Here is a 26734-nt window from a genome sequence, read left to right on the forward strand (position 1 = left end):
TTAGGTTCGGCCTGTGGGCGAATTGGACGGGCGGCTGCTGGCGGGCCGGTACCAGCTCGTGGAGCACATCGGGCAGGGCGGGATGGGGGTCGTCTGGCGGGCGTTCGACACCGGCCTGGACCGCGAGGTCGCGGTCAAGGAACTGCGGCTCCCCGAGTGGATCGACGAAGGGGAGCGCGCCCGCTGGTACGCCCGGATGGGCCGGGAGGCGCGCGCCGCCGCCCGGCTGAAGCACCCGGGGATCGTGACCGTCTATGACCGGGTGGTCGGTGAGGACGGCCGCCCGTGGATCGTGATGGAGCTCATCCACGGCATGTCCCTGGCCGATGAGCTGAAGCGGCGCGGCCGGTTGCCGGAGCCGCGTGTGGCCGACATCGGTCTGCGGCTGCTGGAGGCGGTGTCGGTCGCCCACGCCAACGGGATCGTCCACCGTGACATCAAGCCCGCCAACGTGCTGTTCGAAGGGGATCGGGTCGTGCTGACCGATTTCGGTATCGCCGCGCTCGACGGCGACACCACCCTCACCCACACCGGCGCGGTCCTGGGCACGCCCGCCTACATGTCACCCGAGCAGGTGGACGGCAGCCCCGTCCCCCAGTCCGACCTGTGGTCGTTGGGTGCGACGCTGTACGACGCCGTCGAGGGGCACCCGCCGTTCACCGGCTCCACGCACGGCGCGGTCTTCGCGGCCATCGCCACCCGGGACCCCGTTCCGCCCGTCCACGCCGGTCGCCTCGCGCCCGTACTGACCGCCCTTCTTCGCAAGAACCCGTCCGAACGGCTCAGCGCGGAACAGACGCGCGACCTCCTTGCCCCGCTCGCACGCTCGGAGTCACCGGAAAGGTCCGAGCGAACCCGGAGTCCGGCCAGCGGGGGCGCCGGAACCGGTACCCGAGCGTATTCGGAAGTCAACTCCGCCAATGGCGAGAAAGACGAGGAAGTCCCCCTCGTTGTCCGCATCTCCCCGGACGCTCGCAAGGTCGCGGCCGAATTCGAGGTGAATCTGGCTGCCATCCGGGGCACCGGCGCCGGTGGAGCGATCCGCAAGCAGGACGTCATCGCCGCCATCAAGAAGAATCACGGCGCCTACGCCACCAAAGCGGCGCGCGAACTCGCGGCCGAACGCGGTCTCGACCTCGCCAAGGTCCCCGGCACCGGCAGAGACGGACTCATCCTCGTACAGGACGTCAGGGGCACCGCTCCGGGCCGGGCGAACGCTGCGCGGACCTCGCCTACGAACTACTCGGGGATATGGGCCCTGGCCGGGGTCGCGGTGCTCGCTGTCATCCTGGGGCTCGTCTACCACCAGAAGTACGGCCACGCGGCGTGGGACGGCGTGGTGACCGCCAACACGTGCGTGTACCAGGCCACCAAGAACTACGGCATCGTCGGCATCAAGAAAGGCGACTGGTACCGCGAGCCGTGCTCCCGGCCGTGGGGACCGGGCACCGCGTACACCGTCCACGGAATAGTCAGCGGGGAAGCCGATGACGCGGTCGAGCTCTGCGACACGCTCACGAAGAACTTCCCCAGCCACACCTTCGCCCTCTTCCCCGGGAAGGGCAGCGGTGCCCAGACCGGCAACGTGAGGACGTCGACACTCATCCTGTGCCTCGTGCCGCTGCACTGACCGTGTCTTTCGCCGCACTCGGGGGGCCGAACCAGCGGCGCAGCGCCGCCTCCAGATCGGATTCGCCGGTCCACACCACATAGCCGTCGGGGCGGACGAGCTGCGGCTTCGTTCCCTCGCGGGTCTCGACGCGGCCGGCCCAGCCCGCGGGCAGTGACGCGCCGACGAGCACGGGGCGGCCGTCGGGCGCGGCCGGGACGTCGGTGGCGCGGCCGGTGGTGCCCGGGTAGGCGATGCCGATGCCCGACAGTTCCAACGCGACGGCGCGGTGGGCCTCGGGGACGGCGAGCAGCTCGGTGACGACCGCCCGCACGGCCGCGGCGTCGGGGTCGGGCACGCCGAGCACCCCCTGTGCCCGGGTGCTGACCAGCACGCGGGCCGCGATCGGATGACGCTCGTCGTGGTAGCCGTCGAGCAACCCCTCGGGGGCGTGCCCGCGGATGTGCGCGGCCAGCTTCCAGCCGAGGTTCACCGCGTCCTGGAGGCCCAGGTTGAGTCCCTGGCCGCCGATCGGCAGGTGGATGTGCGCGGCGTCGCCGGCGAACAGCACCCGGCCGTGGCGGTACCGCTCCAGCTGCCGCGCCGCGTCGCCGAACCGCGAGGCCCACAGCACCTCGCCCACCTTGATCTCCGGCCCGTGCGCGTCGGTCAGTGCCCGCTGCAGCTCGTCGGCCGTGACGGGAGCGTCGCGGCCGAGCCGCTGCTGCTCCTCGCCGCCGACGATCGCGCGGTGGCGCCCGCCGGACAGCGGCAGCAGGAACCCCGACCCGGTCGACGGGAGCTGCCAGTCGTCGGCGAGCCCGGCGGGCTTCCCGGCGAGCGTGAGGTCGGCGACGACCAGCGAGATCCGCGCCGACATGCCGGGGAACGCCGCCCCCAGCAGCGTCCGTACCGTGCTGTGCCCGCCGTCGGCCGCGACGAGCCACCCCGCCCGGTGGCGGCGCCCGCCCGCGGTGACGGTGACGCCCTCGGCGTCCTGCTCCACGGCGGTGACGGCCGCGCCGCGCAGCACCGGCGTGCGCAGGCGTGCCTCGATCGCCGCGGCCACGTGCGCCTGCTCGACGCCGAGCTGGTACGGGAAGGGTGTCGGCAGGTCGGTGTAGTCGATCGGGATGCCCGAGAAGTGCCCCGCGGGCAGCCGCGCCTCGACGTACGGCTCGACCGCCGCGAGCAGGCCGCGGTCGGCCAGCACCTCGACCGACCGGGGCTGCAGGGCGAGCGCCTTCGACTGCGTGGTCGGCCGGACGTCGCGTTCGAGGATCAGCACGTCGAGTCCGGCGCGCTCCAGCTCGTACGCGGCCAGCAGGCCGGTCGGGCCGGCGCCCGCCACCAGGACGTCAGGCATCGAGGTTCTCCTTGCGGATGTACCAGACGTGCCAGGCGATCAGGCACGCCAGCGAGGCGAACCACACCACGGTGGTCACCCCGGAGATGAGGTCGATCGGCAGCGTGTAGACGAGCACCAGGTGCACCACCGCGCTGGCCACCAGCGCGGCGCCCCAGACGGCCGTGTTGACGCGCAGCCCGCGCCGGAACCGGGCGTCGGTGTCCCAGCGGGCCGCCCACGCGGCCGCGCCCTCCGCGCCGCGCTTGACCTCGGCGATCGTACGGCCCAGCGTCAGCTGGGCGGGCCGGCCGACGACGACCGAGACCAGCATCCACGCGCCGAACAGGCCGCCCAGCGCCGCGGTCCACCCCTCCCGGATCGCGAGGGTGCGCGGGTTGTCCGACAGCAGGCCGAGCACCACGGAGAGCACCAGGACGCTCAACGTGACGAAGGCGATGAGGTCGAGCCGGCGGTCACGCACGACGGTCCACACCACGTACGGAGCGGCCACCAGGACGCCGGCCATCAGCGCCCACCACTGGCTCACGCCCGCGGCGCGCAGGCCGTAGAACAGCACCATCGGCACGACCACCTCGAACAGGACGGTCATCACGTTGGCGCGGATCACCCGGCGCAGACCCATGTCGGGTGCGGGCCTTTCGTCGATCATCATGCGGATCCCTCCTGGGAATTGGCTGCGGTCGCCCGCACGTAGAGTTCGGCGAGCTCGCGGCCGAGGCGGGCGAGCTCAGTGGGTTCGGGCGCGGTGGCGGCCGCGGTGCTGACGACGGCGTCGAGGCCGCTGGTGAGGGCGATCGCCACCGTCCGCGTGTCGAAGGGGCGGAAGACGCCCGCCGCCTGCCCGGTGCGGAAGTGCTCCTCGAACAGCGCGAGACGTCCGTTGACGGAGGCGCTCTGCGCGGCGCCGTTCTTCACGATGTCGATCAGTGCCCGGACGTCGGCGGGGTGCTCGCCGACCAGTGCGACGTTCGCCTCGACGTAGGCGCGCAGCTGTGCGACGTGGCCTTCGGCGGCGTCGACGCGCGGCCCCATGAACGCCTCGGTGACCTTCTCGATCTGGGCGACGCACGCGGTGAGCAGGTCGTCCTTGCCCGCGAAGTGGTAGCTGATCATGCCGGTGCTCGACAGGCCGGCGTGCTTGGCGATCCGGCTGAAGGACGCCTTGGCGAAGCCGACCTCGGCGATCACCTCGATCGCCGCGGTCACGATCTGGGCGCGTCTGCCCGACTCGGTGAACGTTCTTGCTCGCATGAGCAAAACTTAGCTCACTCAAGCAAGATCCGGCAAGCCGTACCGCCCGGCGTGCGCTCTATCTGCCCGGCGTACCGTTCGCGGTCGGCCGGCGGCTCGTCCTCAGTAGCCGAGTGAGTGCGCGAGGTCCGTCATCCGGTCGCACATCTCGTCGTGCAGGCCCCACGAGGGGTCGAAGACGACCGGTCCGGGCGCCGGAATCGGACGCAGGGCCGGGGAGCGGAGAAACTTCGGGTCACCGCCGAGGAGATCGTCCGAACGCCCGGTCCCGGCGAACCGCCAGTTCTCCGTGAGCAGCATCCGATCGACGATGTGCGGATCGCCGTCCAGCCTCAGCCAGGCCAGGATCCGCGGCAGCCAGATCCTGGGTTCGGTGAGCAGGTCCTCGGCCCGGACCCGCATCCACTGCTCGGAGGGCAAGGACGCCAGCGCCGCGATGATCCGCTGATGCGACAGGTACCAGAAGGCGGCGGCCTCGGCGATGAGCGCCTTCTCCGAGCGGAACCGCCCGGCCGGGCGCCAGTGCTCATGCAGCGACCGCTGGGTCGTCACCGGATGTCGTACGAGATGGAGGAAGCGCGCACGCGGATAGGCCGCCATGCACCGGGCGAGGATCGCGTCGTCGCTGGAGGTGTCCGGCGACTTCTCCAGGCTGACGCGGGGCCGCGCGAGATCGATGAGGTGGTCCATCAGACGCGTGGTCGGCCAATCGGCGCGGTCGGCGAGCCATTCCCGTGCGCGTGCGACCGCGTCGCCGTCCTGGCTGCCCTCGTGCAGGTCGGCGACGGCGCGCCAGAGCCCGCTCTGCCGCAGCGGGAAACGCGCCCACCCCGTGCCCTCGCGGAGCAGTTCACCGACGGTCGCGGCGTTGAAGACCAGCGTCTCCGGAAAGCCGTAGACGTCGGGATGACCCGACAGCAGGGCCACGGCGACGGTCGAGTAGCTGCGCGCCGGAGCGAGGAGGAAGACCGGCTCCGCTCCCGTCATGGGGCTTCTCCATCGCCGACGACGTTCGCGGGGAGCGCGAAGGGGTCTTCCGGCAGGAAACAGCCGTAGTCCTGCAACGGTCGCGGATCGTCGAGCACGATGTGCTCCAGCTCGCCCGCCGGGGACAGGCCGTCCGGACGGTCGAGCACGCGTTCGCCCGGACGCGGTCCGCCGTACCCCACCATCGTGGGGGCCGCGTCCGGCACGAGCCGGCCGAAGCGGTCCAGCAGAGCGTGCACGGCGTCGAAGACATCGGAGATCTCTTCGACGGCGGAATCCTCGGGCAGCCCGTTCAGTTCGCGGAACGCTTCGCGGGCCGAAGCCAGGAAGCGCTCGGGATCGACGATCACAACGTCTCGCCGCGTTCGGATACTGATCGTCATGCCCGCCGCCGGCACCCTCTGCTCATCCACTCCCTGAACGTACTCACGGCCGGGCACACCCGGTCAAGGGCGCGTCAGCAGGCCCTGTTCGAGGGCGATGACGACCGCGCGGGTGCGGTCGGCGACGTCGAGCTTGGCGAAGATGCGGAGCAGGTGGGTCTTCACCGTCGCCTCCGCGATGACCAGTCGCCTACCGATGTCGGCGTTGGACAGGCCGTCGGCCACCGCGTTCAGCACGTCCACCTCTCGCGGGGTGAGCGTCGTCGGCGCGGGGCGCCGCATCCGCGCGACGAGGTGCTGGGCGACACGTGGGGAGAGGACGGTCTCGCCGCGGGCGGCGGAGCGGACGGCGTCGATGAGCTGCTCGCGCGTGGTGTCCTTCAGGAGGTAGCCGACCGCGCCCGCCTCGACCGCCCGTTCGATGTCGGCGTCGGTGTCATAGGTGGTGAGGATCAGCACACGGGACGTGGTGGGACCCTCGACGATCCGGGAGGTCGCGGCGACGCCGTCGAGGACGGGCATCCGCAGGTCGAGCAGTACCACGTCGGGGGCATGGCGCTCGACGAGTTCCACCGCCTCACGGCCGTCCGCGGCCTCACCGACGACGTCGATGGTCGGTTCGGCGGCGAGCAGGGCGGTGACACCCGCCCGCATCGCCGGATGATCACCGGCCACGACGACCCGGAGCACGTCCTTGGGCATGTCACTCCTCAACGGGAAGCACGGCGAGAACACGGGTGCCCTCGCCGGGCGCGCTGGTGACGGTGAGCTCGCCGCCGAGCTCGGTGAGTCGCCGGCGCATCCCGGCGAGGCCGAACCCGTGGGCGTCCGCGACCGAGAAGCCATGGCCGTCATCGGTGATCTCCAGCTCGACGCCGTACGGCCGTGCCGCGAGGACGACGCCGACCGTGGAGGCGGCGGCGTGCTTGCGGACATTGGCCAGCGACTCCTGGGTGCAGCGCAGGAGCGCGATCCGGGTGGCCGGGTCGCAGTCGACGTCGGCCAGATCGGCGTCGACGGTGATGCCGGTGTCCTCGGCGAAGCGATCGACGGTGCGTCGCAGTGTCCGGGAGACAGAGTCGGCCGCGATCGTCTCCCGAGGGGACGAACCGACCAGCACTCGCGCCTCAGCGAGGTTCTCGCGTGCGGTGCGCTCGATCGACGACAGTCGCCGGGCGGCTCCGTTCGGATCGTCGACCAGGTCGGACCGGACCGCCTCGGCGAGCACGACGATGGACGCGAATCCCTGGGCGAGAGTGTCGTGGATCTCGCGAGCGAGCCGTTCGCGTTCCTCGGCGGCCCCCTGCCGCCGGTGCGCCTCGGCCAGGTCGGCGCGGGCCGTCACCAGCTCGCCGTCGAGGCGGCGGGCGCGGGCCTCGGCCCGGTCCGCGACGCGCCGGACGGCCAGGGCGAGCGTGGTGCCCGCGGCGTACGCGACCAGAGTCACGACCGAGTTGCCGGTGGCGAGGCCGCCGTCTCCCAGCGCTCCGCCGCCGACCGCCGCCGCCGCACCGGCCCCGCTGAGCAGCACCGGCCACCGCGCGCTCCGGGCGGGTAGCCAGAAGTACGGGAGCGACATGAGGTAGAGGGACGCGGCCCCGCCTCGCAGGAACGACACCACCCCCAGCCCGGCGACCAGCGCGTAGGGGAACCAGGGGTGGCGTCCGGGACGGCGACCCGACACCGCGCAGGCGAGACCGAGGGCGATCGGCACCGCCAGCGACCAGCTCCGCGTGCCCGGCGGATCGTCCAGCCCGGCCACGAACTCGGGGACCGGGCCGAACAGGACCCACAGAGGCACGTACCAGCGGAGAATCGGGGTCTGGTCGTCGGAGGCCGGCACGGCGATCAGCCTACGTTCTCCAGCACGTCCGAAGCGGAGGCGGGCACGGGCCTCCGCCGGGACGGCCACCATGCCGTCCGTCCGAGAAGCAGCAGGAGCGCGGGGAGGATCACCAGCCGGATCACGAAGGCGTCCAGCAGCACCGCCACCGCCAGGCTGAATCCGATCTGCTTCATCTCGATCAGGTGCAGCGGGACGAAGGAGGCGAACACCGTCACCATGACGATCGCGGCGCTGGTCACCACTCCGGCCGAGCCGCGGATGCCCTCCAGCGCGGCGGTCCGGGCGGGCACGCCACGCCGTACCGCCTCCTGGACCCGGCTGAGTGTGAACACCTGGTAGTCCATGGACAGCCCGAACAGGATCACGAACAGGAAGAGCGGCACCCGGGACCCGATGGAGCCCATCGAAGTGAAGCCGAGCAGCCCCTCGGCCCAACGATGCTGGAAGACCGCCGTCAGCACGCCGAGCGAGGCCGCGGCCGACAGAAGGTTGAGCCCGACACCGGCCAGGCCCAGCACGATCGAACGGAACGCCCACGCGGTGATGACGAAGGTGACCAGCAGCAGCGCGCCCAGGATGATCGGCAGGCGGTGTTTCTGGTGCTCGGGATAGTCGGCGTAGCGGGCGACGTCGCCGGTCACCGCGACCTCGGCTCCCTGCAGGCCGCCGACCGTGGCCGGAATGTGGTCGGTGCGCAGCCGATCGAGTGAGGCCTGCGCCCGCTTCTCGCTCGGGTACGCCGGGACCGGTACCTCCAGCATGGTGATCCGGCCGTCGGCCGAGGTGCGCGTTCTCGTCCGCCCGGAGTACAGCGGGTCGGCCGTCACCCGGTGAGCCAGCGCGTCGAGCGCGGTGACCACCTGTGCCCGGCGCTCGGGGGTGGCCTTGACGACGACCTGGTTCACCGACTTCAGCTCGGGGAACGCCGCGTTGACACGGTCGAAGGCCTGCATGGCGGGCAGGTCGCGGGAGTAGGTCTCCCGGCCGACGTCGGTCAGCCTCATGCCCAGGAGCGGCCCCGCCAGGGCGAGCATGGCGGCCACCGCGACGCCCAGCGCGAGCGCCGGGCGCTCGGCGACCGGACGCAGCACGGCCGAGGTGAGTCCGCCGCCCCCGGACCGCGCCGCCCGCCGCGGCGTACGGCGGCCGAGCTTGGCCAGCAGCGCGGGAAGTACGGTGAGGGAACTGACCACGGCCGCGACGGTGACCACGATGGCCCCGGTCGCCAGCGAGGCGAAGATGACGTCGCCGGCCAGGTACAGGGTCGCGCTGGAGGCGGCGACGGCCAGCCCGGAGACGACGACCGCGCGTCCCGAGGTGGCCGCGGCGATCTCCACGGCGGCGGCTCGTGAGAGCCTTCCGCCTGAGCGTGCTCGCTCCTCGCGGTCCCGCTTGAGATAGAAGAGCGTGTAGTCCACGCCGACGGCCATCCCGATCAGCAGGATGACGTTCGTGCCGACGCCCGCGTCGGGGAAGACGTGCGAGGCCACCATCGACAGCCCGATGCCGGCCATGATCGAGGAGACCGACAGCAGCAGCGGCACCACGGCCATCACCACGGAGCGGAAGACCAGCAGCAGGACGATCAGCGTCACCGGCAGTGCGATGAGCTCGGTCCGGGACAGGTCGTCGCCCCGCTGGCCCTGCACGTCCTTGCTGATGGAAGGGCTGCCGGACTCTTCCACCCGGAGCCCCGGATGGGCCCGCTGAACCTCGGCGGTCTGCGCGAGCAGTGACGCGACGTGCTTCCTGCCCTCCAGTTCGGGTCCCCGCATCGTCACGTCGACCCGTACGGCCCGCCCGTCCGCCGATCGGACCGGCGCGGCCACCGACTCGACCTCCGCGAGCCCCGACATCCGGCGGCGCACCTCCGACGCGACCGCGCCGTCCGGCCGTCCGGCGCCTTTCACCGAGATGAGGACACGTTCCACGGGTTTCTGCTGGAGCCCGCCCTGCGCCGCCAGCGCTTCGGCCCGCCCGGCCTCACCGACCCGGTAGTCCTGCGAGGTGGCGGCGTGTCCGCCGATCGCCAGGCCGCATCCGAGGCAGATGACGACGAAGACGATCCATCCGGCGATCGCGCGCCAGGGGTGATGGGCGCTCCACCGCGCCACACGTACTGAGGGGTTCTTCATGCCGTCAAGGCTGGTCGCCGGGCGGTGTCCCGCGACAGCATCGACCGGTCCAACCTGCCGTCCACCGATCGGTGGACAAGCGACGTCCCGGCGCGAAGCCGGCCTGCGAAAAATGCGCCTTATGCGAGGTTTTATCCATTAGTCTCCCGCCATGGGGAGCATGATCGCGCTGCTGGTGCGCTCACCGTACGAGGTGGCCCGGCTGCGCAGTTCACAGCACTGGCCAGGGGACTTCACCGAAGAGACCGACTGCGGAGACGGCTGGCGGGCGGCCTTCTCCGACGACGGGCCGCAGGACATGAACGGAGCCGTCCAGGCCTACACGCGGGAGACCGGCTGTCCGGCCCTGCTCTTTTTCATCATCGACAAGCGATGCGCTCTGGTTCACGCCGCGGTGCCGGGTGGCCCGACCCGTCACGCGATCCTCGGGCTGCGGACCGCGATGGGCGCCGGCATCGACACCACCGGCTATCAGATCGCGGAGACCCGGCAGGAGCTGCTGGCCTGGGCCCACGCGGCGGGTACGGCGCCACGTCCGGACATGCTCGACACCGTCCTGTTCCACGACGGCGGCGATGACCTCGGGATCAAGCTGACGGCCGGGCTGTTCGCCGGCCTGGGCATCCCCGACTTCCGTGACACCAACCCGTTCGAGCCGTCGGTGGGGCAGGAGGACAAGGTCGTCACCGGGCCGAAGCAGGAGGTGGACGCCGAAGCGGTGCTGCTCGCCCGCTCGCCCGTGGAGATTCCGAGACTCCGCGCCGCGTACGGCTGGCCGGGCGGCTGGAACCACGAGCAGAAGTTCAAGAAGAACTGGCGTGCGGCCAGTTCGGGCGAGTGGCCCGACGACACCCATGGGGTGCTCAACGCCTTCGCCACCGAGACCGGCGGTCCCGTTCTGCTCTCCTACGTCACGGACGCCGGATTCGTGATCGTCAAGGGCACCTCCCGGCCGGGGCAGTACTGGGAGACCGTCCTCGGGCTCGACGCCGCGCACGCCGTCGGACACGGCGCCAACTACGACGAGTCCGATATCTACCCCTTCTACAAGAACTCCCGCCTCTGGTCGGCGGACGCCGGACTGACGAGCGACGACCAGACCCTGCGGATCGCGTACGAGCGCTCCGGCGCCCTGGGCGAGGAGGTGCCCCTGCTGTTCGTGCTCTACGCCGGATTGGGCATCCCCGGCTGCGAGCACATCCCGCCGTACTGGGACGGATCCGCGCTGGAGCCGGACGCCAGCGGATGGGTGATCGTGCCGAGTTTCCAGATCACGTTCGGCTGACCGGCGACGGGGTCAGTGGATCTTGGCCGCGATGAGCCGTACGAGGCCGCTCCCGATCTGCTGGAGTGCGAGCGTGTCCGGGTCCTTGGCCAGGTCCACGGTACGCGGCGGCCGGCCGGCGACCTTGAGCGTGACGTCGCTGGTCGGCCGCTCCCAGGACGGCAGCCCCTTGTAGGAGAAGCCGACCTTGAAGACGATGTGCTTCTCCCGGCAGGTCCACCCCCCGTCCTGGAAGCACTCGGGCGCTCCCAGGTCGTGCCGGACGACGGGCTTGGCCGTGGCCAAGGTCGTGCGCTCGGAGTCGAAGTCCTTCCGCATCTGCTCAGCGGAGCCGACACGGTAGACGTCGACGCTGATGATCGTCCCGTAGTTCATCGTGACGCCGGCGTCGTCCACGTAGTCGCCCTGGAAGGCGAAACCGATCGAGCAGCGCGCCCGGGGGACGGCGCCGATCTCCGCGCCGCTCGGCCCCTCCGTGTAGTGGATCTCCTGCGGCGAGAACGAGAACTTCACGGCCTGCGGGAACATCGCCTTGAGCTCCGCCTGACTCAGGAGGGAGCAGGCGTCGGGCCACTCGGCCAGGTCCGCGTACCCGAGCCGGCACTCCTCTTTCGCGCACCGGGTCGACGACGGAATCGCCACCTGCCGGGTGTCGGGCCGGGGAGCCAGCACCTCGACGGTCGTCGGCAGCATGGACTTCGGCCGGTGCGGCGTACAGGAGGCGAGCACGAGTACGGCCGGCACCAGCGCGGCGAGAATCTTTCGCAAGAGCGGCACACCGTTCAAAGTGATCAAAGGCGGCATCGCGCAGACTAGCGGCGCGCACCGGAGGGGACTCGCCATCGCGTGCACCGGCTCTCGCCACTGCGCGCACCGGTGGCCGTGGGTCAGGCGCTGTCCGGTGACTCGCCGGTCTCGACGACTCTGCGGGCGATCTCGCGCAGCTTGACGTTGCGCTCCTGCGACGCGCGTGACAGCAGCGCGAACGCCTGGTCGGTGGACAGCTTGTGGCGTTCCATGAGGATGCCGACGGCCATGCCGATGTCCTGGCGGCTGGAGATCGCGATGTGCAGGTCGGCTTCGGCGCGGGCGTTGGCGAACGCCACGGCGGCGTGTGAGGCCAGCAGCCAGCCGACCTGCTCGGAGTAGTCGTTGAGCGCCCCGGGCCGGGAGGAGTACAGGTCGAGCGCGCCGAGGTTCTCCTCCTCGGTGAACAGCTTGAACCCGATCATGCTGCCGATGCCCAGCTCACGCGCGTGCGGCACGTAGCGCGGCCAGCGCTCGGCCTCGTCGCGCATGTCCTCCACCAGATAGGACTCCGCCTTGGTGCGGACCGCGTCGAAGCAGGGCCCCTGGCCGACCTCGCCCTGGATCCGGTCGGAGGTGAGGACGAGGTCGTCGGTGGCGGCGAGCGTGTGCACCCGGCGGTTCTGGAGCACCATGATGCCCGCGGCCTCGCAGCCCTGGACCAGGTTGACCGCGTGCCGCGCGATCCGGTCGAGCGTCTCCTGCAGGGAGTCCTGGGCCAGAAGATCACGTGCCATCTGGGCCAGCGCGGTGGCCAGCTCGGCCGGCACCTCGTCATTCGCCATGCGGCACTCCTGTTCGTCACGGCCATTCAACCCCATACCGCGCGCCCCCGGCCCATAACCCGGCAGAGGACACGGACGTCGTCTCTCCTCGCGGCGGGTGAGGTGCGGCGGGTTACCGTGGCGTCATGCCGTGGTCCTCATATGGGTCTTTTCTCCTCTTCGCCGTCGTCCTCGTCCTGATCCCCGGTCCCGACTTCGCGGTGGTGACCAAGAACACGCTCGCGGTCGGCCGCTGGCGCGGCGCCTGGTGCGCGGGCGGCGTCGCGGGGAGCAACGCGGTGCAGGGCGCCGCGGCGGCCACCGGTCTGGGCGCGCTGATCGTACGGGCCCAGCCCCTCTTCGCGGCGATCAAGTGGGCCGGCGTCGCGTACCTGGCGTTCCTCGGGGTGCAGGCGGTCCGGTCGGCGATCCGCGGCGACTATGCGCCGCTCGGTGACGGCACCGGCGGACGGGGCGCGGCCGGCGCGGCGTTCGGCGGATGGCGGCAGGGGTTCCTGTCCAACATCACCAACCCGAAGGTGCTGGTCTTCTACCTCGCCGTGCTGCCGCAGTTCCTCGGCGCCGGCGAGGGACTGCCGGTGCTGCTCGTCTTCGCGCTCAGCCACGCGCTGCTCTCGCTGTCGTACCTGCTGGTGCTGACGGCCTTCCTCGACCGGCTGCGCGGGGTGCTCACGCGCCGCCGGGTACGGCGCGGGCTCGACGCGGTCACCGGCACGGCGCTGCTCGGCTTCAGCGCGCGGCTGGCGGCGGAACGCTGACCTCGAGCAGCGTCTTGCCCACGGTGGCCCGCGCCTCGATCGCCGCGTGCGCGTCCGCCGCGCGCTCCAGCGGGAACCGCTGCCCGATCACCGGGCGGAGCCGGCCGGCGGCGGCCTCGGCCAGCGCGCTCGCGGTGAGCGACCGCGCCTCTTCCGGCCTCATCCGGGGCCGTACGAGCGTGACTGCGCGCGTCGCCGCCAGTTCGTCCGGGATGTCCGCCCACGTGCCGCTCGCGAGGCCGTACGTCAGCATCCGGCCGCCGCGGTCGAGCAGGTCGAACGCCGAACGGGCCACCGAACCGCCGACACCGTCGAAGACCACGTCCACCCCGCCGACCGCCTCGCGTACGCGCTCCTCCCAGCCGGGCTCGCGGTAGTCCACGCTCACGTCGGCGCCCAGGTCGCGGGCCAGGGCGGTCTTGCGCGCGCCCCCGGCGACCGCGACCACCACGGCCCCCGCCGCGTGCGCGAGCTGGACCAGCAGCGTGCCCACGCCCCCTGCGGCCGCCTCGACCAGCACGCGGTCGCCGGAGGCCGGCCCGGCGGCGCGTACGAGGAACGTCGCGGTCCGCCCGTCGGCCAGCAGCGCCACCGCGGAGTCGAGGGCGAGGCCGGACGGCACCTCGACGAGGGCGTCGGCGGCCACGACGGCGCGCTCGGCGTACCCGCCCGAACCGCCCAGCCCACCGACCACCCGGCGCCCGGTCAGGTCCGGCGAGACGCCGTCGCCGACGGCGGAGACGACGCCACCGACACCGTTCCCCAGCACGGTCGGCGGCCGTACCGGGAACGGCCCGCCGCCTCTCCGTACCTGCGTCTCGACGAACGTGATGTTGGCGTAGGCGACGTCCACCAGCACCTGCCCGGGCCCGGCCTCCGGGTCGGGCGCGTCTCCGGCGACGAGCACCTCCGGACCGCCGAACTCCCGCAACCACACCGCGCGCATGAGACCCCCTCCGATCGGTACCGGGGAGTCTGCTTCCTCAACCGAGGTTCAGGTCAAGTCGCCGGCGCGGGAGAGGCGTTCGGCCTCGGTGACCGGGTCGCCGGTCAGCCGCCGGGCACCGGCCGCCCGGGCCGTCGCGGCGTCCGCGCCGCGGCCCCCGAGCACGAGCGGCGCGACGTCGGCCAGCCGCAGCAGGTCGGCCTCCAGCCCGGCGAAGCGGGCGGGGTCCACGGCCGACAGGGCGATCAGCTGGGGCGGCTCCGCCGTGGCGGTGCGCAGCAGGTCGGGCATTGGCGTGGCGGCGCCCAGGTAGCTGACGCGCCAGCCGTTCCGGTACAGGATGACGCCGAAGGCGAGCAGCGGCAGGTCGTGCAGCTCGCCGGGCGCGCAGGCGAGGAGCGCGCGCGGGCCACGACCCTGGCCCCAGCCGCGGCCGAGCGCGGCGATGCGGGCGCGTAGGACGTTGCTGGCGAAGTGCTCCTGCGCGACGGTGACCTCCCCGCGCTCCCAGCGCTCGCCCAGCTCGTGGAGGTAGGGCAGCAGGACGTCGCGCAGGACGGTCTCGGCCGTGAAGCCCGCCAGGAGCCGGTCGAGGATCGTTTGTGCCGAGGGTTCGTCGAACCTTTCGAGCGCCGCGCCGAGCATTCCGTCCATGACCGGAGCGACGGGACCCGGCGGAGGGCCGGTGGCCGGCTCTGCGAGGGCGGCCCGCGCCGCCTCCGCCGCGGACAGACCATGAGCAAGATGCGCCTGCATGGCGCGGACGCGATGCTCGTCGGCCTCGGAGTAGAGGCGGTAGCCGCCGGTCGACCGCTCGGGTCGGAGCAAGCCGTACCGGCGCTCCCAGGCGCGCAGGACGTCGGTGCTCACCCCGAGCCGACGACTGAGTTCGCCGATGCGGAGCATCGCCGGCCCAGGTTCCATGCTCCCAATGTACAGTCCTTGGACGAACATTTGACAAACCTCGGACGCGCGCCTAGCGTCACGAATGAGGCCTGAACAGGGGGTTCGCCGACGCTGATCGTCGCGGCGAGCATCCGGTCGCCGGGGGGCACACCGGGGCCGCGACTCACAGGCACGGCCCACTTGCTGAGGCCTCGCCGGGGGGAACCGGGGGGGAGGCGGGCGGTGAGAGACCGCCCGCCTTCCTACCACCGAGACCACGCCCTGACCGCGTCCACAACAGCGCCCCGGAGCGGTCAGGGTGTCCCCGACAATCTTCACAGCGATGCACGCACGGATTTACGCCGGCGACTCCGTGCGGCGCCCGGCACGTCGCCTCCTGCAAGGCGCGACCTCGGCCGAGGGCAGCCCATTCCCGGACCCAGGGCCGCCTACCTCGCCGGCCGGGGCCGCGTCCAAAGCGGCGGGAGACTGGCCGCGACAGCCGGGCATTGTGACCAGGCGGGGGCTCCCCCCTACCGCGCGGACGGGCGCGGTGCCCCCGGCCCCGCCTGGCCACCGAAGAACGACCGGTGTCGGCGGTCCCGACCAGAGCCGAATCAGGTCGCGGCCAGCGCCGCGTCCACGTCGTCGTACATCGGAAGGCGCTGCGCCAGGCCGGTGATCCACAGGACGCGCGCGGTGGTGTACTGGGCGCCCGCCAATGCGAGCATGCCGTCCTCGGTGGACGAGAGGCGCTTCCAGTACGACACGACGGTGCTGAGGGCACTCGTGTCGATGAAGCTCAGGCCCGACAGATCAAGGATGATCTTGCGACCGTGCTCTCGGATGACACGGTCCAGATGGGCGGTGAACTGGGTACGGCTGATGATGTCCAGCTCGCCCTTCACCGCGACGACCGTACGGTCGCCATGGCGAGTGGAGCTGAGTTCGAGCGCTGCCACGGTGACCTCCACGGAAACTCAGGACGCCACCGTATCGGTCATGCGTAACGCGGTGGGAGGGGCATCTCAAGTCGAACGGTCGTGCCGCGCTCACCTGCGATGATGTGAACGGCCGAACAGATCTGGCGGGTCACCCACAGACCCATGCCGCCTTCCGCGTCCGAGGACGGGGGCGCATCGCCCGCGTCCGAGGGCACCCAGTGACCCTGGTCGCGCACCTCCGCGTACACGCGCCCGTTCGACGCCCACATGCGCAGCTCGGCATCGGGGGATCCGTGCCGGACGCCGTTCGTGGCGATCTCGTTCACGGCGATCACCAGGTCGCCGACCGACTCTTCGTCGAGTCCGCACTTACGGGCGTGCGCGGCGACGAACCGCCGCACCCCGGGTAGATGGTCCACGGTGAAATGCATCTCGTCTACCTGATCCCCCGTCTCTTCCGGCATGGGCTGGCGGTGCCGCATGGCGGTGTACGGGAGTTCCATGCGAAGAGTGACCACCTTGTCCCACCTTGCTCATCAGTCGCACGATCAGGCTGCCGTCCTGCTTGTCGTCGTCCGTCGCAGTGCTACGTGGGGTGTCGTACCCATTTGCCGGGCTTTGTTGCATCTTTGTGAGCAAGCCGACGGACTCGATACGTGTTCGGTATGTCAGAGCGGGGTGGATCGCGGACGCTCGCCCGTGTGGGGGGCCGGATTCACCGTACGACGGAAGGCCTCGCGCCGCAGCGGAAGCGACAGTCTGATCTTGACTTTGCCCAGGTCGCCGAGGCGCTCTGGTGAGGCCGAGAGAAGGCGGACCGGGCGGCCGTGATTCGTTCGCCCGGTGGCCCTGGCGACCCGGCCGGGGTCGCCAGGGAACCTTCGCGAAGGTCAGCGTCCGACGCGTACCTGGCCGCGCGCGTCGGCCGCGAGGCGCAGCGAGTCGCCGTCGCGCAGCGACGTCTGCTCGCCCGGCTGCAGCCGGCGGTCGTTGACGAACGTGCCGTTCGTGGACCTTTCGTCGCGCACCCACGGCTGGCCGCTGTTGTCGATGCCGAGCGTCGCGTGCCGGCGTGAGACGTTGTCGAAGCGGGAGAACGTGCTGGCCACCGGCGAATGCACCGGGTCACGGCCGAGCACCAGCTCCTGGCCCGGCTGGACCTGCAGGTCGCCCGACGAGAACGTCACCGTGACGTTCACCTGCTGGGGACCGCCGGCACCTCCGCCGCCCTGGTCGTGCAGCGGGCGCAGGCACTGGACGCAGACCGGGTTGCCCACGTCGGGGATCTCGGCGCCGCAGTGCGGGCAGAACGGCGTGAACGCCGCCGTCGACTCGCCGCCGGAACCGGTCATCGTGGGCTCGCGCGGCGGCGGGGGCACGTGCGGAGCGCTCGGCGAACCGTAGCCGCCGGTGTTGTAGCCCTGCTGTTGCTGGGGCTGCTGCTGGTACGGCGGCTGCTGCTGTCCGTAGCCCTGGTCCTGGTGCTGTTGCCCGTAGCCCTGGTCCTGGTGCTGCGGGGAGTAGCCCTGGTCCTGCTGCGGGGGCGGGTAGCCGCCCTGGTCGTGCTGTGGCGGGTAACCGTGCTGCTGGGGGGGCGGATACCCCTGCTGCTGCCGGTCCTGCTGCGGTGGGTACCCCTGGTCCTGCGGCGGCGGGTAGCCGCCCTGCCGCTGCTGGTCGTGGGGCGGAGGGTAGCCGCCCTGGTCGTGCTGGGGCGGGTAACCGCCCTGATCGTGCTGCGGCGGGTACCCCTGCTGCTGGGGCGGGTAGCCGCCCTGCTGCCGGTCCTGCTGGGGGTAGCCCTGCTGTGGGGGGTACTGCTGATAGGGCTGTTGATCGTGACCCTGGTACCCCTGCTGCTGAGCGTAGGGAGACTGGTCCTGTGGCGGATACCCGTGCTGCTGGTCCTGCTGTGGTGGGTACCCCTGCTGCTGAGGTGCCTCGCGCCTGGCGAGGTTGGCTCCGCAGTTGATACAGATCAAGTCTCCCTGTCGTACCGGAGCGGCACAGACCGGGCATGTCAGGGACGCCATGACACCTCCCCGCCGTGGACTCCGGAGAGCGAGAGTCGCTCTGTCAGCCGCTCCATGTCGCCCCTCCGTGGAATCCCGATGTAGTAAACACGATCGGCTTCAACCGATATCTGCATGTGCGGCCGCGTTTCGCCGCCCTCCGCGTCACCATAGCGTTTCCTGCCTAGCTCACTAACAGGGATGATGCGCTGATTGGCCGAACCACGCCAGAGGTGTCCGGAGTCTGGGGAGTTCAGGCGGTCGATGTACGGCCCCGTGACCACGGCGTCGCACAGCGCGAGAAGTTCGCGCGACCACGCGGAACCGCGCAACCGTGACGATGCGTATCCGCTGTACACCAGAACGTCCACCTCTGGTGGTGCCCAGGCGCGGATTCCGAGGAGTAGCTCGCGCAACGCCTCCGGCTGCTGGAACGGCTCTCCCCCGGAGATCGTCACGCCGTCCACCCGGTCGAGCGACCTGAGCCAGCCGAGCACGGCCGGAACCGGGATCGCGGTGTCCGGGTCGGCGTCCCAGGTGTCGCGTGACAGGCAGCCGGGGCAGTGCAGCGTGCAGCCCTGGGTCCAGATCCCCGCCCGTCGCCCGGGCCCGAGCGTCGTCACCGGGTAGTGCGCCTTGGCGAGCAGCAGCTCGCTCATGCTCGCCCTTTCACTGCAGGTCCACGACGGCGATGTTTCCTTCTCTGCGGATGCCGGTGACGGTGACCTCGGCGGCGGGGCCGCGGTCGAACAGGGCGCGGGCGAGGGGGTTGATGAACGACGACTCGAGCGCCATGCCGATGCCGCGGCCGCCCTTGTCGAGCTCGCTCGTGCACCAGTCGCGGAGCGTAGCCGTCACCTCCTCCGACAGCAGGAGCTTCATGTGGTGCTCGTCGGTCACCCGGCGGCAGATGTTGGCGAGTTGCAGGTCGAAGATGCGGCCGGCCGCCTCCGGCCCGATGAAGTCGAAGATGACGATGTTGTCGCCGAACCGGTTGAGCAGCTCCGGGCGGTTCAGCTCGGTCGTGAAGTGCTCGGTGACGGCGCCGCGGATCGAGCTCTCCAGGTCCTCGTACGGCATGCCGGGCCGTACGCCGCGGGTGCCGAGGTTGGAGGTGAAGACGAGGATCGACTCGGAGAAGAACGCCGTGTTGCCCCGGCCGTCGGTCAGCCGGCCGTCCTCCAGGATCTGCAGGAACTTGTCGAGGATGCGCGGGTGCGCCTTCTCGATCTCGTCGAAGAGGATGACGCGGAACGGGTCCTCGCGCACGGCGTTGGTCAGCTCGCCGCCGGCCTCGAAGCCGACGTACCCGGGCGGCGAGCCGATCAGTCGGTCGCCGGCGTGCTCGGCGGAGAACTCGCTCATGTCGAAGCGGAGGTAGGCGTCCTCGTTGCCGAAGACCAGCGAGGTGATCGCCTTGGCCAGCTCGGTCTTGCCCACGCCGGTCGGCCCGGCGAAGAACAGCACGCCGCGCGGGCGGCTGGAGGCGCGCGCCGCCTGGGCGCCGGATAGGCCGAGGACGGCGCGTTTGAGGATGTCGAGGGTCTTGGTGACGGCCTGCGGCTGGCCGACGACGCGTGCCGGCACGCGTTGCTCGCCGTCGACGATGCGCCTGCGCAGGTGCTCGCGCTTCCAGGGGTTGTCCAGCACGCCCAGCTTGTAGGTGCGGACGGCGTCGGGTAGGTCCTCCAGCGCGACGTCGCGCTCCTTGGCGAGCCGGGTCACCTCGATCATCGCCTGGAGCGTGAGGCCCTCGGCCTCCTGCGCGAAGTCGTCGGTCACGTCGACCGACGGGTCGGCGGCCTCGAACGCGCGGGCCAGCAGCCGCGCGGTCTGCTGCCGGTCGCCGAGGTGCGGGCGCGGCACGGAGATCTCGCGGACGCCGTCGTTGTCGGCGGTCAGCCAGGGCGGCAGGTCGCCGGGACGGCGCGCGAGCCAGATCACCGGGTTGTAGAGCGGCTTGGGACGCTCGCCGTCGGTGCGCACCGGCGTGGCGGTGCGCGAAAGCTTCTCGCAGAAGACGAAGAAGTCCTTCTCCGCGGGCTCGAGCTCGGTGGGGTTGCGGGCGATGCGCGAGGCGTAGTCGATGACGAAGGCCGCGCGGATCGGACGGTTGGGCCGGGCGAGCGCGCCGAGGTAGGTGCGCAGCCCCTCCAGCGAGGGCACCTTGCGTTCGTCGACCCGGCTGCCGAACAGGCTCGCCGCGGCGTCGGCCGCGTCGCGGTCGTCGGCGGGGTGCACGCGCAGCCCGTCGACCTGGTCGTACACGACCATGAAGGAGTAGCCGCTGCGCCGCAGCGTCTCCCACAGCAGGTCGCGCAGCGGGAACAGCCGGCCCTCCTGGGGCACCAGGAAGCTGTCGTGCAGGTTGCCCCACAGGACGTACTGCGGATGCACCGAGAGCGTCGCGTCGAGCTCCCGGACGAAGGCGGGAAAGCCCTCCAGGCGCGTGTCGTCCGGCGTACCCGGCTGCGTCGTCACCTGATGAAGCGTAACCGCAACACGGTCGGGTTTTGGAAGGACGACGACCGCGTGACCACCCGGCGCGGGCGGTCACGCGGTCGTGGCCGTAAGCGGTCGTCAGCCGCCGATCATGTTGCTGGGGACGTTCTTGTCCTTGAATCCGGCGCCGGCGCTGCCGGCCGTGCTCCGGGTCTGCTCCAGCGCGCCCGAGGCGGCGCCGATCGCCGACGGGTCGGCGTTGCCGCCCCTGAGCTTGTCGACGGCGCTCTTCATCACGTTGCTGAGGTTCTGCAGGGGGGCGGACAGCGTCCTGCACAGCATCGGGTCGGCCTGGACGTTCGCCTTGGCCCGGCGCAACTGGTCGAGGACGAACAGGCCGGCCGCCGCTGCCTTGACGATCGCCCGCTTGTGGCCCTTGGCGTCGCTCTTGAACGCGCCGCTGCGGTACGGGTCGTAGATGTAGCGCTTGAACGCGCCCGCCGCGAGGCCCGCGTTGGCGATGAAGCGGGTCTTGGCGAGCTTACGGGTCTTGCCGGTCGGGCACGCGGTCGGTGTCGCCGTGGCCGTCGGCGCGTTGCCGGGAGCAGCCGGGGCCCCGACGCTGGGCGCCGCACCCTGGGCGGTCTCCTTTGCTTTGGTGTTGCTGCACCCGGCTAGCGCGAGCAGGATGATCGGAATGATGACGAATGTTTTCCGGAGCATTGAGCTTCCCCCGATACAATGCCACTGTTTCGGACAATTCCTCTGCGGGTTTACGAGCGTCGGCCGCATCGCTCTTCTTTTTTACCCTGTGGAAGGCCCTTGGGGTTAATTCCAACGAATGATTTGCGCAGCGTGCCGGGCCAATAGTGCGCTATCGTCATTCGGTATGACATCGCGGAGACTGATCGTCGTTGCGGCGTTCCTGTCCCTGGCTTCGGCCGCGGGCTGCGGCGGAGGTGGCGGCGGCCGTGCCGGGGGTGGTTCCACTCCGTCCTATGCCGCGCCCGTGCCGGGCTCCTACAACGCCGACCAGCTCACCCAGGCGTTGCTCACCGACATTCCCGGATACGTCCGATCGGGCGCGCCTCAATGGGGCGAATACGGATCGCTCGCCGCCATCCAGAATCTCAACCAAATGCAGCAGGCGGTCAAACTCGACAAACCGCAGTGCGCGTCGTCGACGCGCGCCGTGTCGCAGGAAAAGGCGGTGCAGACCGCGCCTTCGGCCCTCGTGGCGTTCGCCCAGGGCAACAAGCAGAGCGTCACCGAGACGCTGATGGCGGTCGGGCCCGACGTCGCCGCCCGGCAGGTGAAGGTCAGCGTCCCGGCGGACTGCCGCAGCTTCCGCGTGAAGGTCGGTGGCGCCTGGGTCACCGACACGATCTACGAGCCGACGGGCACGCGCATCGGCGAAGGCTCGCGGACGGCGGGGATCCTCACGTCCTCCGGCGTCACGAGCGTCCGTACGTGGTTCGTCGTGTTGCGCTCACGCGGTTACCTCGCGACGATCACCTTGTACGGCCCGGGTGCCACCCGGGTCCAGGCCGAGGGGTTCGCGCGCCAGGCCTACCAGCAGGCGGAGCGGATTCTGCCCTAGAGGGTGTGCGCGCGGGCGAAGGAGGACGCCGTGGTCGGCAGGCAGGGCCGGGTCACCGGCAAGATCGGACCGGGCCTTGTCGGCGAGGTGATGATCCCGATCAGGGGCGGCGTCGAGGCGTTTTATGCCTATTCGGCCATCCAGGGGGAGGAGATTCCGGTGGGATCTCTCGTCGTGGTGATGGATTATCACCCACCGCGAACCGTTTACGTCTCCTCTGCGTCTATTTGACGTCACCATCCCTGCTGTCCGAGGAGGAACGATGCCGATAGTCGCCGTGGCGATCGGCGCCGTCGTCGCGATCATTGTTCTGATCATCATCTTCAAGGCGATCTGGCGCGTCGCCGAGCCGAACGAGGCACTCATCATCTCCGGCTTGGGGGCGAAGGCGCACAACCGGGACACCGCGGAGAGTCTGGGCTTCAAGATCACCACGGGCAAGGGCACGATGGTGCTTCCCGGGTTCCAGACCTGCCGCCGTCTCTCCCTCGACACGCGGGTCTCCGGCCTGGAGGTCACCTGCGTGACGTCGCAGGGCATCAAGGTGCACGTCCGAGGCGTGGTGATCTACAAGGTCGGTGACGACTTCTCCTCGATCGCCAACGCCGCGCGGCGGTTCCTCGACCAGCAGAAGATGATGGACGACAAGACCCACCAGCTCTTCGCCGGTCACCTGCGCTCGATCGTCGGCAACCTGACCGTCGAGGACCTCCTCCGCGACCGCGACCGGCTCACCAACCAGGTGCGCACCTCGTCCGCGGACGAGATGGGCAAGCTCGGTCTGGTGGTCGACTCGCTGCAGATTCAGGACATCGAGGACGAGGTCGGCTACATCGACAACCTCGGCAAGCCGAACTCCGCCGCCGTCGCCTCCGCCGCCCGCATCGCCGAGGCCCAGCGCAACCAGGAGGCCACCCAGGCCGAGCAGATGGCCGAGCAGGCCAACTCCGCGCAGATCCGCGACACCGAGATCAAGAAGCGCGAGTACCAGGGCCAGGTCGACCAGGCCGCCGCCGAGGCCCGCCAGCAGGTCATCATGAAGGAGACCAAGAACGCCGAGCTGGAGGCCGACCGCCGCGAGAAGGCCCTGGAGGCCGAGGTCCGCAAGCCGGCCGACGCGAAGGCGTACGAGCGGGTCACCCTCGCCGAGGCCGAACGCCGCGCGGCCGTGGCCCAGGCCCAGGCCGAGGCCGAGGCCACGAAGATCAACGGTCAGGCCGAGGCCGAGGCGACCCGCATGAAGGGCATCGCCGAGGCCGAGGCGATCAAGGCGCGGGCCGACGCTCTCGCCGAGAACCAGGAGGCGGTCATCGCCCAGCAGCTCGCCGAGCGCTGGCCGGAGATCGTCCAGGCCGGGGCGGGCGTCTTCGGCAACGTCGACAACATGGTCGTGCTCAACGGCGCCGAGGGCGTCGAGGACATGCTCGCCAAGGCGCTCACGCTCGGCGGCACCGGCCTGGGCGTCGCCCGGCAGCTCCTGTCCACCATGAACGGCCAGCGGTCCGCGGACGCCCCGGCGAGCAACGGCAAGCTCGTCCCGGTCGACCCGGACCCCGAGAAGAAGTAACCCTTCGCGACCAGGGCCCGGAGCACACACTCCGGGCCCTTCGCATACCCATGAGCGGCGCGGCCGGCCGAGATCCCCCGTCCGCGGAGTCCCCGTCCGCGGAGTCCTCGTCCGCAGGGTCCTCGTCCGCAGGGTCCTCGTCCGCAGGGTCCCCGCCCGCCCTGGGGGCCGACCCCAATTCCATCGTCCAGTGGCCCGGGGATTCGCGGCAAGGCCCGCCGTACGGCTGTGGATAACAGACCGCGCCGGCTGGGCGGTTGGGGATGACAGGCCCGGCCGGCCGTGTCGCGCGGCTGGACGGCGGGCGCATGTGGCAGGCGCTAACGTGCGGAATATGACCATTGCGCGCGTGGCCGTCACCGTCGATCTTGTCGTGCTGACGGTCCGTGAGCAGCAGCTGTCCGCGCTCGTGTGGTGGCGTGACCGGTCCCCGTACGCGGAGAGCTGGTCGTTGCCCGGCGGGTTCGTTCAGCTCGACGAGGATCTGCCGGTCGCGGCTCATCGTCTGATGGCCGAGCGGGCCGGTCTGGCCGACGTGCGGGTGCACCTGGAGCAGCTCGCCACGTACGGCTATCCCGACCGGGACCCGCGTCAGCGCGTGGTCAGCGTCGCCTACCTCGGGCTCGCTCCCGACCTGCCCGCCTCGACCCGGGCACAGGTGATGTGGCGGCCGGTCGCCGACCTGACCGAGAAGGGGCGGATCGCCTTCGACCACCGCCGCATCCTGCTCGACGGCGTCGAGCGGGCCCGGGCCAAGCTGGAGTACTCCCCGCTGGCGGCGGCGTTCTGCCCGCCGGAGTTCACCGTGGCCGAGCTGCGCCGGGTGTACGAGATCGTCTGGGGTCATCCGCTCGACCCGCGGAACTTCCACCGGAAGGTCACCGGCGCCCAGGGGTTCCTCGTCCCGACGGGGCGGACGACGACGCGTGACGGCGGCCGGCCGGCCCGGCTCTACCGCCGCGGGGACGCCGAGTCGCTTCACCCGCCGATGATGCGTCCGACCTGGTGAAACGATGGAGCCCCTCGTGGCGCCCGATGCCACCTCGGGCTTGCCCGGTCCGGCGCAGTCCTTAGAGTGATCTCGTAAGACTTCTGAGGGAGGACAAGGGTGTCCGAGCAGCGCAGTCCCCGCTTCCGTTCCGTGCTCGACGAGTACGTCGCCTACCGGCCCGGCAAGGTCGCGCTCTCGCCCGAGGGCCGGTCGTACAAGCTGTCCTCGAACGAGTCGCCGTACGGCCCGCTGCCGTCGGTGCGTGAGGTGATCGCCGACGCGGGCGGCCTGGTCAACCGCTATCCGGACAACGGCTGCACCGCGCTGATCCAGGCGATCGCCACGCGGTTCGGCGTACCGGAGCAGCACGTCGCCGTCGGCTGCGGGTCGGTCGGCGTGGCGCAGATGCTCCTGGAGTCGATCGGTGAGCCCGGCGTCGAGGTCGTGTACGCCTGGCGCTCGTTCGAGGCCTACCCCACCCTGGCCGACCTGTCCGGCGTGACCTCCGTACGGGTGCCGCTGACCGACGAGACCCACGACCTGGCGCAGATGGCCGACGCCGTGAGCGACCGCACCCGCCTGGTGTTCGTCTGCAACCCGAACAACCCCACCGGCACGGTCGTCCGCCGCCGTGAGCTGGAGGCGTTCTTCGACCGCGTGCCGGAGGACTGCCTGATCGTCCTGGATGAGGCCTACACCGAGTACGTCCGCGACCCGGAGGTCCCGAACGGGCTCGACCTGTACGCCGACCGGCCCAACCTGGTGATCCTGCGGACGTTCTCCAAGGCGTACGGCCTGGCCGGGCTCCGCGTGGGCTTCATGGTGGCGGCCGAGCCGATCGCCACCCAGGTGCGCAAGACCTACCTGCCGTTCTCGGTGAACTCCGTCGCCCAGGCCGCCGCGATCGCCTCGCTGAACGCCGAGAGCGAGCTGCTCGACCGCGTGGAGTCCACCGTCAAGGAGCGCGGCCGGGTCTACGAGACGCTCGCCGCCCAGGGCTGGAAGGTGCCGCCCACCGAGGCGAACTTCCTGTGGCTGCGCCTCGGCGAGGACACCATGGCCTTCTCCGCCGCCTGTGACGCGGCGGGCGTCAGCGTACGCCCGTTCGCCGGCGAGGGCGCCCGGGTGTCGATCGGCTCACCCGAGGAGAACGACGCCTTTCTCGCCGTCGCCGGGGCGTACCGGGCGGCACAGGAGCGGTGACCTCCTCGCGCGGGCGGCGCTCGGTCGATACGACGAGCCCGACGCCGAGGATGATGATCAGGCCGCCGGCGACGATCGTCCACGTGGCGTTCTCGCCGGCGAAGGCCACGCCGAGCAGCACGGCCACCGCCGGGTTGACGTAGGCGTACGTGCCGACCAGCGAGATCGGCGCGTTGCCCAGCAGCCAGACGTACGACGTGAAGGCGATCAGCGACCCGAAGGTCACCAGGTAGGCCAGGCCGAGCCAGGACGCCTGTGAGACCTCGTGCGGATGGAACCGCTCACCGCGCCCGAACCCGACCGCGAGCAGCGTCACGCCGGCGGCGGCCATCTCGTACACGCTCGCCACGAACGGGTTCGCCGGCATCGGCATGCGGGCGGACAGGAACGACCCGACCGACCAGGACAGCGACGCGCCGAGGACGATCGCCACGCCGAGCGCGCTGCCCGAGCCGCCGCCCCGCGTGAGGGTCAGCAGCGCCAGCCCACCGAAGCCGACGAGGACGCCGGCGATCGTGCTCACCGCGGGCCGGTCGCCCGTGACCCAGCGGAACACGACCAGCCACAGCGGCACGCTCGCGACCAGGAGCGCGGCCAGGCCGGTGGACATGTGCTGCTCGGCGACACCGATCATGCCGTTTCCGCCGGTGAGCAGCAGCACGCCGGCGAGCGCGGCGGTGCCGAGCCGCCGCCACGGCACGCGCAGGACCCGCGGGCCGCTCCGGATCGCGAGGACGGCGGCGAGCAGCACGGCCGCCACGACGAACCGGAGGCCGGCGCCGACCATCGGCGGGATCGTCTGGACGAGGTAGTGGATGCCGAGATAGGTCGATCCCCACACGACGTAGACGATGGAGAGGGCGACCCAGACGAGCGAGGAGCGGTTGTCAGCAGTATGTGAGCTCATGGCTCATTACACGCTAGACGAT

General features: G+C 71.0%; 27 protein-coding genes. 8 read left to right on the forward strand and 19 right to left on the reverse strand.

Features of this window, described 5'->3' with window-relative positions:
- Nucleotides 1–13: 13 nt before the first annotated feature.
- Nucleotides 14–1630, forward strand: coding sequence for a protein kinase domain-containing protein (locus tag QSK37_RS33845; protein ID WP_285629405.1), 1617 nt, complete (start codon nt 14–16; stop codon nt 1628–1630).
- On the opposite strand, the gene QSK37_RS33850 is transcribed toward QSK37_RS33845, so the two are convergent.
- The 8 genes from QSK37_RS33850 to QSK37_RS33885 all read right to left on the reverse strand — a co-directional run bounded on the left by QSK37_RS33850 (nt 1602) and on the right by QSK37_RS33885 (nt 9580).
- Complete coding sequence (locus QSK37_RS33850; RefSeq protein ID WP_285629406.1) at nt 1602–2975, reverse strand: FAD-dependent oxidoreductase; 1374 nt, start codon at nt 2973–2975, stop codon at nt 1602–1604. The two genes, QSK37_RS33845 and QSK37_RS33850, sit on opposite strands and share 29 nt — an antisense overlap.
- Nucleotides 2968–3627, reverse strand: coding sequence for a VC0807 family protein (locus QSK37_RS33855; protein WP_285629407.1), 660 nt, complete (start codon nt 3625–3627; stop codon nt 2968–2970). The genes QSK37_RS33850 and QSK37_RS33855 overlap by 8 nt, the downstream gene beginning before the upstream one ends.
- Nucleotides 3627–4229, reverse strand: a complete 603-nt coding sequence (locus QSK37_RS33860) for a TetR/AcrR family transcriptional regulator (protein WP_285629408.1) — start codon at nt 4227–4229, stop codon at nt 3627–3629. Before QSK37_RS33860 ends, QSK37_RS33855 begins: the two co-directional genes overlap by 1 nt.
- Nucleotides 4230–4331: 102 nt before the next feature.
- Nucleotides 4332–5216, reverse strand: a complete 885-nt coding sequence (locus QSK37_RS33865; protein ID WP_285629409.1) for a sulfotransferase family protein — start codon at nt 5214–5216, stop codon at nt 4332–4334.
- On the reverse strand, nt 5213–5614 hold the full coding sequence (locus tag QSK37_RS33870) for a hypothetical protein (protein ID WP_285629410.1): 402 nt from the start codon (nt 5612–5614) through the stop codon (nt 5213–5215). The genes QSK37_RS33865 and QSK37_RS33870 overlap by 4 nt, the downstream gene beginning before the upstream one ends.
- Before the next feature lie 48 nt (nt 5615–5662).
- Nucleotides 5663–6301 (reverse strand): response regulator, encoded by a 639-nt coding sequence (locus QSK37_RS33875; RefSeq protein ID WP_285629411.1) that lies wholly within the window; start codon nt 6299–6301, stop codon nt 5663–5665.
- Between the two features lies 1 nt (nt 6302).
- Nucleotides 6303–7442: a sensor histidine kinase gene (locus tag QSK37_RS33880; RefSeq protein WP_285629412.1), complete on the reverse strand. Its 1140-nt coding sequence runs from the start codon at nt 7440–7442 to the stop codon at nt 6303–6305.
- Nucleotides 7443–7447: 5 nt separating this feature from the next.
- Nucleotides 7448–9580: an MMPL family transporter gene (locus QSK37_RS33885; protein ID WP_285629413.1), complete on the reverse strand. Its 2133-nt coding sequence runs from the start codon at nt 9578–9580 to the stop codon at nt 7448–7450.
- A gap of 151 nt (nt 9581–9731) precedes the next feature.
- Between QSK37_RS33885 and QSK37_RS33890 the strand changes: the two genes are divergently transcribed.
- Nucleotides 9732–10865, forward strand: a complete 1134-nt coding sequence (locus QSK37_RS33890; protein ID WP_285629414.1) for a hypothetical protein — start codon at nt 9732–9734, stop codon at nt 10863–10865.
- Nucleotides 10866–10877: 12 nt separating this feature from the next.
- On the opposite strand, the gene QSK37_RS33895 is transcribed toward QSK37_RS33890, so the two are convergent.
- Both QSK37_RS33895 and QSK37_RS33900 read right to left on the reverse strand, forming a co-directional pair.
- Nucleotides 10878–11633, reverse strand: a complete 756-nt coding sequence (locus QSK37_RS33895; protein ID WP_285629415.1) for a hypothetical protein — start codon at nt 11631–11633, stop codon at nt 10878–10880.
- 119 nt (nt 11634–11752) lie between these two features.
- On the reverse strand, nt 11753–12457 hold the full coding sequence (locus tag QSK37_RS33900; protein ID WP_285629416.1) for a GAF and ANTAR domain-containing protein: 705 nt from the start codon (nt 12455–12457) through the stop codon (nt 11753–11755).
- Nucleotides 12458–12582: 125 nt separating this feature from the next.
- Between QSK37_RS33900 and QSK37_RS33905 the strand changes: the two genes are divergently transcribed.
- On the forward strand, nt 12583–13215 hold the full coding sequence (locus QSK37_RS33905) for a LysE family translocator (RefSeq protein ID WP_285629417.1): 633 nt from the start codon (nt 12583–12585) through the stop codon (nt 13213–13215).
- Here QSK37_RS33905 and QSK37_RS33910 read toward each other — a convergent pair.
- From QSK37_RS33910 to QSK37_RS33945, 8 genes are all read right to left on the reverse strand, one after another.
- Nucleotides 13187–14161 carry a zinc-binding dehydrogenase gene (locus QSK37_RS33910; protein ID WP_285629418.1) on the reverse strand — a complete coding sequence of 325 codons (975 nt, stop codon included), beginning with the start codon at nt 14159–14161 and terminating at the stop codon, nt 13187–13189. The two genes, QSK37_RS33905 and QSK37_RS33910, sit on opposite strands and share 29 nt — an antisense overlap.
- 48 nt (nt 14162–14209) lie before the next feature.
- Entirely contained in the window at nt 14210–15085 is an 876-nt protein-coding gene (locus tag QSK37_RS33915; RefSeq protein WP_285629419.1) for a MerR family transcriptional regulator, read from the reverse strand.
- Nucleotides 15086–15663: 578 nt separating this feature from the next.
- Entirely contained in the window at nt 15664–16008 is a 345-nt protein-coding gene (locus tag QSK37_RS33920) for an STAS domain-containing protein (RefSeq protein ID WP_285582029.1), read from the reverse strand.
- 38 nt (nt 16009–16046) lie between these two features.
- Nucleotides 16047–16472 carry an ATP-binding protein gene (locus QSK37_RS33925; protein WP_285629420.1) on the reverse strand — a complete coding sequence of 142 codons (426 nt, stop codon included), beginning with the start codon at nt 16470–16472 and terminating at the stop codon, nt 16047–16049.
- Between the two features lie 408 nt (nt 16473–16880).
- Nucleotides 16881–17972, reverse strand: a complete 1092-nt coding sequence (locus QSK37_RS33930) for an FHA domain-containing protein (RefSeq protein WP_285629421.1) — start codon at nt 17970–17972, stop codon at nt 16881–16883.
- Nucleotides 17973–18010: 38 nt separating this feature from the next.
- A complete protein-coding gene (locus QSK37_RS33935; protein WP_285629422.1) occupies nt 18011–18661 on the reverse strand; it encodes a 4Fe-4S single cluster domain-containing protein in 651 nt (216 codons plus the stop codon).
- A 10-nt stretch (nt 18662–18671) separates the two neighbouring features.
- Nucleotides 18672–20483 carry an AAA family ATPase gene (locus QSK37_RS33940; protein ID WP_285629423.1) on the reverse strand — a complete coding sequence of 604 codons (1812 nt, stop codon included), beginning with the start codon at nt 20481–20483 and terminating at the stop codon, nt 18672–18674.
- 99 nt (nt 20484–20582) lie between these two features.
- Nucleotides 20583–21167, reverse strand: a complete 585-nt coding sequence (locus QSK37_RS33945) for a hypothetical protein (protein WP_285629424.1) — start codon at nt 21165–21167, stop codon at nt 20583–20585.
- A gap of 166 nt (nt 21168–21333) precedes the next feature.
- Between QSK37_RS33945 and QSK37_RS33950 the strand changes: the two genes are divergently transcribed.
- The 5 genes from QSK37_RS33950 to hisC all read left to right on the forward strand — a co-directional run bounded on the left by QSK37_RS33950 (nt 21334) and on the right by hisC (nt 25805).
- Nucleotides 21334–22044 carry a hypothetical protein gene (locus tag QSK37_RS33950; RefSeq protein WP_285629425.1) on the forward strand — a complete coding sequence of 237 codons (711 nt, stop codon included), beginning with the start codon at nt 21334–21336 and terminating at the stop codon, nt 22042–22044.
- A 30-nt stretch (nt 22045–22074) separates the two neighbouring features.
- Nucleotides 22075–22275 carry a hypothetical protein gene (locus tag QSK37_RS33955; protein ID WP_285629426.1) on the forward strand — a complete coding sequence of 67 codons (201 nt, stop codon included), beginning with the start codon at nt 22075–22077 and terminating at the stop codon, nt 22273–22275.
- A 31-nt stretch (nt 22276–22306) separates the two neighbouring features.
- Nucleotides 22307–23611, forward strand: coding sequence for a flotillin family protein (locus QSK37_RS33960; RefSeq protein ID WP_285629427.1), 1305 nt, complete (start codon nt 22307–22309; stop codon nt 23609–23611).
- 334 nt (nt 23612–23945) lie between these two features.
- Nucleotides 23946–24620 carry an NUDIX hydrolase gene (locus QSK37_RS33965; protein WP_285582043.1) on the forward strand — a complete coding sequence of 225 codons (675 nt, stop codon included), beginning with the start codon at nt 23946–23948 and terminating at the stop codon, nt 24618–24620.
- A 99-nt stretch (nt 24621–24719) separates the two neighbouring features.
- Nucleotides 24720–25805, forward strand: a complete 1086-nt coding sequence (gene hisC / locus QSK37_RS33970) for a histidinol-phosphate transaminase (protein WP_285629428.1) — start codon at nt 24720–24722, stop codon at nt 25803–25805.
- Here hisC and QSK37_RS33975 read toward each other — a convergent pair.
- Nucleotides 25693–26712 carry an EamA family transporter gene (locus tag QSK37_RS33975; protein WP_285629429.1) on the reverse strand — a complete coding sequence of 340 codons (1020 nt, stop codon included), beginning with the start codon at nt 26710–26712 and terminating at the stop codon, nt 25693–25695. The genes hisC and QSK37_RS33975 overlap by 113 nt on opposite strands.
- Between the last annotated feature and the right edge of the window lie 22 nt (nt 26713–26734).

It is taken from the genome of Actinoallomurus iriomotensis (genome assembly GCF_030269445.1).
Classification (GTDB): Bacteria; Actinomycetota; Actinomycetes; order Streptosporangiales; family Streptosporangiaceae; genus Actinoallomurus; species Actinoallomurus iriomotensis.